General features: G+C 68.1%; 9 protein-coding genes. 3 read left to right on the top strand and 6 right to left on the bottom strand.

The features are described from left to right. Positions 1-136: 136 nt before the first annotated feature. A complete protein-coding gene (locus ACFSKW_RS32660) occupies positions 137-379 on the top strand; it encodes a hypothetical protein (RefSeq protein WP_379576320.1) in 243 nt (80 codons plus the stop codon). 59 nt (positions 380-438) lie between these two features. Further along, complete coding sequence (locus tag ACFSKW_RS32655; RefSeq protein WP_379576319.1) at positions 439-825, top strand: hypothetical protein; 387 nt, start codon at positions 439-441, stop codon at positions 823-825. On the opposite strand, the gene ACFSKW_RS32650 is transcribed toward ACFSKW_RS32655, so the two are convergent. After that, positions 791-1,264, bottom strand: coding sequence for an Lrp/AsnC family transcriptional regulator (locus ACFSKW_RS32650; RefSeq protein ID WP_379576318.1), 474 nt, complete (start codon positions 1,262-1,264; stop codon positions 791-793). The two genes, ACFSKW_RS32655 and ACFSKW_RS32650, sit on opposite strands and share 35 nt — an antisense overlap. Before the next feature lie 125 nt (positions 1,265-1,389). Here ACFSKW_RS32650 and ACFSKW_RS32645 point away from each other — a divergent pair, with 125 nt between their 5' ends. Next, the gene (locus ACFSKW_RS32645) at positions 1,390-2,265 is read left to right on the top strand and encodes a phenylalanine 4-monooxygenase (protein ID WP_379576317.1); all 876 of its coding nucleotides are present in this window, start codon (positions 1,390-1,392) and stop codon (positions 2,263-2,265) included. A gap of 100 nt (positions 2,266-2,365) precedes the next feature. Here ACFSKW_RS32645 and ACFSKW_RS32640 read toward each other — a convergent pair whose 3' ends face one another. The 5 genes from ACFSKW_RS32640 to pstS are packed head-to-tail and all read right to left on the bottom strand — an operon-like array spanning position 2,366 to position 6,836. After that, a complete protein-coding gene (locus tag ACFSKW_RS32640; RefSeq protein WP_379576316.1) occupies positions 2,366-3,076 on the bottom strand; it encodes a response regulator transcription factor in 711 nt (236 codons plus the stop codon). Beyond that, entirely contained in the window at positions 3,076-3,852 is a 777-nt protein-coding gene (gene pstB / locus ACFSKW_RS32635; protein ID WP_379576315.1) for a phosphate ABC transporter ATP-binding protein PstB, read from the bottom strand. The genes ACFSKW_RS32640 and pstB overlap by 1 nt, the downstream gene beginning before the upstream one ends. 15 nt (positions 3,853-3,867) lie before the next feature. After that, the gene (gene pstA, locus ACFSKW_RS32630; protein WP_379576314.1) at positions 3,868-4,743 is read right to left on the bottom strand and encodes a phosphate ABC transporter permease PstA; all 876 of its coding nucleotides are present in this window, start codon (positions 4,741-4,743) and stop codon (positions 3,868-3,870) included. Further along, positions 4,740-5,720 (bottom strand): phosphate ABC transporter permease subunit PstC, encoded by a 981-nt coding sequence (pstC, locus tag ACFSKW_RS32625; RefSeq protein ID WP_379576313.1) that lies wholly within the window; start codon positions 5,718-5,720, stop codon positions 4,740-4,742. The genes pstA and pstC overlap by 4 nt, the downstream gene beginning before the upstream one ends. A gap of 3 nt (positions 5,721-5,723) precedes the next feature. Next, positions 5,724-6,836 (bottom strand): phosphate ABC transporter substrate-binding protein PstS, encoded by a 1,113-nt coding sequence (gene pstS / locus ACFSKW_RS32620; protein WP_379576312.1) that lies wholly within the window; start codon positions 6,834-6,836, stop codon positions 5,724-5,726. Between the last annotated feature and the right edge of the window lie 79 nt (positions 6,837-6,915).

The raw sequence follows: 6,915 nt of genomic DNA, 5'->3' as shown, positions 1-6,915 counted from the left end.
GCGCCGATGGTACTGCACTCGGGAGGGTGTGGGAGAGTAGGTCGCCGCCGCGCAATTCTTGTTCGAAGGGCCTTGTCAGAGGAAACTCTGGCAGGGCCCTTCGGCTTTTCTGTGCCCAATGTGTTACCTTGGTAACATGGTAACAGTTGATCGAGTTCAGACCGGGTTGCGGGTGGAGCGGAACGTGCTCAAGGTGCTCAAGGGACTGGCCGAGTACCTCGACATCTCGCTCGGCGACCTCGTCGAAGGCATCGCGCTGCACGCCTTCGACGGCAAGGCGCCCTTCACTCAGGAGACCCTCGCCAAGATCGAGCAGCTCAAGTCCGTCTACGGGCTGAACCTCACCTCCGCCGACGCGCACAAGCTGGTGGAGCGATGAGCGGGCCGCAGTACCGGCTCATTGGGCGCCTTTCCGTGGCGCTACCGCCGGCGGAGGCCGTGAAACTGTTCACGCCGCGTGGTGAGGAGCGGTGGGTCGAGGGGTGGCGGCCCCGGTTCCCGCACCAGGCCGACGACGACACCGAGCCCGGCACGGTCTTCCAGACCGACGCCCACGGGGAGGACACGACCTGGGTGGTGATCCGCCGCGAGAGCGGCCACGCGAGCGGAGGGCGCCACCTGATGGGGTACGCCCGTGTCACGCCGGGAAGCAGGGCCGGGACCGTCACCGTGGCCGTGGAAGCCGCTGAAGGGGGCGGCAGCGCCGTTCAGGTGACGTATGAGATGACGGCGCTCAGCGAGGAGGGACGGCGGGCGCTGGAGGAGTTCGCCGCGGGGTACGACGACTTCCTCAGGTCGTGGGAGGCGGCGATCCGCGCTGCGTGAGCAGCGGCTCGATGCGGTAGGGGATCTGCGTCGAGAGCGCGATCGTCGTGTCGGTGCGCTGGACGCCTGGCGAGGCGAGGATGTGCGCGATGACCTCCTGCAGATGGTCGGTGTCGCGCGCGACGACGCGGCACAGCAGATCGTGCTGGCCGCTGGTGCCGTGCACCTCGAGGATCTGTGGCACCCCACGCAGCGCCTGGACGGCCTCGGCGAGCCGGCCCTGGGCGATCTGGAGGGAGACGAACGCGAGGATCGGGTAGCCGGCGCCCGCCGCGGAGACCGTCGGACCGAAGTCGAGGATCACCCCGCGCGCGGTCAGCTTCTCGACGCGGGCCTGGACGGTGCCTCTGGCCACGCCGAGCAGGCGGGCCAACTCGGTCAGCCCGACGCGCGGATGGGCGCGCATGGTCACGAGGAGGCGGGAGTCGAGCTCGTCCATGACCCTCCAGACGATCTGTGCGATTCGCGCAGTATAGGGCCAGTATGGCAGGGCGAAAGTGCGCGAATCGACCAGGGAAACTGGTCGCTCTTGCCAACGAATGCCGGAATTGCTGTCATTCAGGCATGTTCGAGGAAGCGCAGTACTTCGCGCCCGTCGCCGAGCAGGGCGACGGGTCGGTGGTGGTCGAGTTGGCGGCGTCGCACCCCGGGTTCGCCGACCAGGTCTACCGGGCCAGACGTAACGCGATCGCGGCTCTGGCGGTCAACTACCGGCTGGGCGAACCCATCCCCGCGGCGGAGTACACCGAGCAGGAGCACGAGATCTGGGCACTGGTCGCGGGCGAGCTGGCGATCAAGCACAGAAAGTACGCCGTCGCCGAGTACCTGGACGGGGCGGCCAGGCTGGGCCTGCCGTCCGAGCGGATCCCGCAGCTCCAGGAGGTCAGTGAGCTGCTGGAGCCGCTGACCGGGTTCAGGTACCTGCCCGCGGCCGGTCTGGTGCCGCTGCGGGACTTCTACGGGGTGCTGGCCGACGGGTACTTCCACTCGACGCAGTACATCCGCCACCATTCCGTGCCGTTCTACACCCCGGAGCCGGACGTCATCCACGAGGTGATCGGCCACGCCAACGCGCTGGCCAACGACCGGTTCGCGGCGCTCTACCGGCTGGCGGGAGCCGCCGCGCGGCGCGTGGAGAGCGAGGAGGCGCTGGAGTTCGTCTCGAAGGTCTTCTGGTTCACCATGGAGTTCGGCGTCATGGCCGAGAGCGGTGAGCTGCGCGCGTACGGGGCGGGGATCCTGTCGTCGTACGGGGAGGTCGAAGAGTTCAGGGGCATGGACATCAGGCCGCTCGACCTGAAGGTGATGGGCCACACCCAGTACGACATCACGAAATATCAGGACGTGTTGTTCCGGGCGGAGTCGATGGAGCACCTGGAGGACGTCGTGGGCGCCTTCTGGGAGACGTGCGACGACGAGTCCATCGCCGCCCTCCGCTGAGCCGCAGGGAAGGCCGCAGGGAAGAGGGTGGCGCTCAGGTACGCGGGCCGGAGCGCCACCGAACGGCGGGCCCTCACCGATGGCAGCCGAGGACGGCCCTTCAATGGACCTGGGACGGCGTGATCAGCCGGTAGCCCACACCACGCACGGTCTGGATCAGCTGGTCGTCGTCGTCACCGAGCCGTGCTCGCAGCCGTTTGACGTGGACGGCGATGGTGTTGGTCGAGGTGCCGTCGGCGGAGTTCCACACGTGCTTCATGATCTGCTCACGCGTGACCGTCCGATCGGCGTTGCGCATCAGATAGTGCAGCAGCTCGAACTCGCGCAGCGGCAGATGCACGGCCCTGCCGCCGACCCGCACCTGGTAGGCGTTGACGTCGAGCTCGACGCCGCCGACCGTCAGCACCTTGCGGGTCTCGGCGCCGCCGTGAGAGGCCGCCTGGATGAACGGCAGCAGCTCCAACACCCGGTAGGGCCTGGCCACGCACGCCGAAGCGCCCGCGGCCAGCGCCTGGAGCGCCTGCTCGGCATGCCCCTCTCCGACGCCGAGCAGTACCGGCACGGAGCGCGAGAGCCGTACGGCACGCACGAACTCCACCGCGCCGATGGTCGGCAGCGTGGCACCGACGAGCACGACGTCGGGCTGGAGCGCGCCGGCCTGCAGCAACGCCTGGGCGCCGTCGGTCACGCCGGTGACCACGACGCCTTCCCGCTCCAGCGCTGCCGCCAGCTCGTGGATGACCTCCTCGTCGGGGTCGGCCACCAGCAGGGTGGGTACTGTCGGGGCGTCCCCGTTCGCCGCGACCACCATTAGCCGAAACGCCCCGTGATGTAGTCCTCGGTGGCCTTCTCGGATGGATTGGTGAACATTCGGGAGGTGTCGTCCATCTCGACCACCTTGCCGGGCTGCCCCTGGGCGGCGAGGTTGAAGAACGCCGTGCGGTCGCTCACCCGGGCCGCCTGCTGCATGTTGTGGGTGACGATGACGATCGTGTACTCGTCCTTCAGCTTGGTCATGAGGTCCTCGATCGCCAGCGTGGAGATCGGGTCGAGCGCCGAGCAGGGCTCGTCCATGAGGAGCACCTGCGGCTTGACCGCGATCGCGCGGGCGATGCAGAGCCGCTGCTGCTGACCGCCGGACAGGCCGGCTCCCGGCTTGTTGAGGCGGTCCTTGACCTCGTTCCAGAGGTTGGCGCCCTTGAGCGACTCCTCGACGACGCCGTCGGTCTCCGACTTGGACACGCGGCCGTTCAGCTTGAGGCCCGCGGCCACGTTCTCGTAGATCGACATTGTGGGGAACGGGTTGGGTCGCTGGAAGACCATGCCGATCGAGCGGCGTACCGAGACGGGCTCGATGTCGGGACCGTAGAGGTCCTCGCCGTCGAGCAGTACCTTGCCGTCGACGCGGGCGCCGGGGATGACCTCGTGCATGCGGTTGAGGGTGCGGAGGAAGGTGGACTTTCCGCAGCCCGACGGACCGATGAACGCGGTGACCGAACGTGGCTCGATGGTCATCGAGACGTCCTCGATGGCCTTGTGCGATCCGTAGTACGCGTCGAGGCCCGAGACCTGGATCTGCTTGGACATGGGTGCGGATACCTCCTATCGGGCCCTGGCAGGCGAGCGCCACCAGGCGATGAGGCGCGCGACCAGGTTCAGCAGCATGACGATCAGGATGAGCGTGAGGGCTCCGGCCCATGCCCGGTCGATGGCGGTGTCGTTGGGGCGCGCCGCCTGGTCGAAGACGTAGAGGGGAAGCCCCATCTGCGGCCCGTTGAACGGATCGTTGTTGATGGAGTCGGTGAAGAACACCGTCAGCAGCAGCGGCGCGGTCTCGCCCGCGACACGGGCGATGGCCAGCATGACGCCGGTGATGATGCCGGTGAACGCGGTCGGCAGCACGACCTTCAGGATCGTCCGCCACTTGGGGACACCCAGGGCGTAGGCGGCTTCGCGCAGGTCGTTCGGGACCAGCTTGAGCATTTCCTCGGCCGAGCGGACCACGGTCGGCATCATCAGGATCGACAGCGCGAGCGCCCCGGCGAACCCGGAGAACGGGATGCCGAGGAAGAGGATCCAGAAGGCGAAGATGAACAGACCGGAAACGATCGAGGGGACGCCGGTCATGACGTCCACGAAGAAGCTGATCGTACGGCCGAGCCGGCCGCCGTTGCTGTACTCCACCAGGTAGATGGCGGTGAGCACGCCGATGGGCACCGCGATGGCCGAGGCGAGCAGGACCTGTTCGAGGGTGCCGATGATGGCGTGGTAGGCGCCGCCTCCCGCGTCGCGGGCGCCGATCCCGCGCATCGAGTGGGTCAGGAACTCCAGGTCGAGGCGGGCCATGCCGTTCTGGATGACCAGCCACAGGACGGAGATGAGCGGCACCACGGCCAGCGCGAAGGCCAGGTAGACCAGGCACTGGACGATGCGGTCCTTGACCCGCCGCCCGGTCGAGACATGCTGGATGATGCTCATGCCGCGGCCCCCGAGTATTCCTTGCGACGGGCGATCACCACGCGGGCGCCCATGTTGACCAGCAGGGTGATGACGAACAGCACCAGGCCGGAGGCGATGAGCGCGCCACGGCCGACGGGGGTCGCCTCGCCGAAGCCGTTCGCGATGTTGGCCGCGATGCTGTTGGCGTGGGGAGTGAGGATCTCGAAGCTGATGTCGAAGGTGGCGGGGAAGATGAGCGCGACCGCGATGGTCTCGCCCATGGCCCTGCCGAGTCCGAGCATCGCCGCGCTGATGACGCCGGGGCGGCCGAACGGCAGCACCGCCATCTTGATCATCTCCCAGCGGGTCGCGCCGAGCGCGAGCGCCGCCTCCTCGTGCATCTTGGGCGCCTGAAGGAAGACCTCGCGGGAGATCGCCGCGATGATCGGCAGGATCATGATCGCCAGGACGATGCCGCCCGCCAGCATGGTCTTGCCGCCGATGACGCCTTCACCCGAGAACAGCGGAAACCATCCGAGGTTGGCGTTGAGCCACTCGGACGGCGTCTTGAGGAGGGGGACGAGGAAGACCAGGCCCCACAGGCCGTAGATGACACTGGGCACCGCGGCGAGCAGGTCGACGAGGTAGCCGAGGGGCCCCGCGAGGCGGCGGGGCGCGTAGTGGGAGATGAACAGCGCGACGCCGACCGCGATCGGGGTCGCGATGACCAGGGCGAGGGCCGAGCTGAGCACGGTCCCAAACGCCAGGGCGGCGATGCCGAAGACCTGGCTGCCGTTGGGCTCCCAGACGAGGTCGGTGAAGAAGTTGCCCTTGTTCGCCTGCAACGCGGGAATCGCCTCGCTGATCAGGAAGACGGCGATGGCCGCCATGATCCCGAGCAGGACGATGCCAGCACCGGTGGAGGCGTAGCGGAAGGGTCCCTCACCATGGGTGCGCCGGGAGGCGGCCCGGCCGATGGCCGGTCCGCCTCCTCGGGTGCGAACGGGGGTCGACATGAGTTAGGAGATCGCCTCGACCGCCGAGCGAACCTTGGTGAGCAGCGCCGCGGGGAGCGGGGCGTAGCCGAGGTCCTTCAGGGAGGCCTGGCCCTCGTCGCTGGCGGTGTAGCCGAGGAAGGACTTGACCAGCGGAACCTGGTCGGCCGGCAGGCCCTTCTCGCAGGTGATCTCGTAGGTCACCAGGACGATCGGGTAGGCGCCCGCGGCCTTGGTGGCGTAGTCGATGCTCAGCTTGAGGTCGTTGCCGGTGCCCTTGATCTCGGCGGCCTCGACCGTCTTGGCCGCGCTGTCGGAGGTCAGCTCGACGAACTCGCCCGCACCGTTGGCGACCTTGGCCTTCTGCAGCTGAGAGTTCTCGGCGTAGGAGAGCTCGACGTAGCCGATGGCGCCCTCGGCGCCCTTCACGGAAGCGGCGACCTGGTCGGAGCCCTTGGCGCCCTGACCCTTGGCCTCGGCCGGCCACGCCTTGGCGGGCTCGTACGGCCACTCGGCCGTGGCCTTGAGGAACTTGGTGAAGTTGTCGCTGGTGCCGGACTCGTCCGAGCGGTGGAAAGCCTGGATCGGCGTGGAGGGCAGCTTCGCGTCGGGGTTGTCGGCCTTGATCGCCGCGTCGTCCCACTTGGTGATCGTGCTGTTGAAGATGCCGGCGATCGTCTTCGGCGACAGCTGCAGACCGTCGACACCGGGGAGGTTGTAGACCACGGCGACGGGGCCGGTGACCATCGGCAGGTTGATGGCCTTGCCGGTCTTGCAGCGGGCGTCGGCCTGGGCGGGCTCGCCCTTGTCGTCCTTCAGCGCGGAGTCGGAGCCGGCGAAGGAGATCGTGCCCTGGATGAACGCCTGGACACCAGCGCCGGAGCCGCTGGGCTGGTAGTTCAGGTTGACACTCGGGTTCTTCGCCTGGAAGTCCTTCTTCCACTGGTCGATCGCGTTGGCCTGAGCCGAGGACCCAGCCGCGTTGATCGTGCCGCTGAGGGCGTTGTCGTTGCCCGGGGCGGCGGCGGACGCGGACGTGGTGCCGGCGGGGGCACCAGTGTTGTTGTCGGTGCCGCACGCAGCGAGCGAGAGCGCGCCGACGACGGCGACGGCGGCGAGCCGGCCTGCATACTTCACGGTTGGGTTTCCTCCCACTTGGTCCTTAGTCGACTCAGACGTTAGGCACCCAAGGTGACTCGACCCCCGAATCGGGGTG

Source organism: Nonomuraea mangrovi (assembly GCF_042681425.1).
Lineage (GTDB): Bacteria > Actinomycetota > Actinomycetes > Streptosporangiales > Streptosporangiaceae > Nonomuraea > Nonomuraea mangrovi.
Note: the sequence above shows the minus strand (reverse complement) of the source record. Positions and strands in the feature narration are given on the sequence as shown.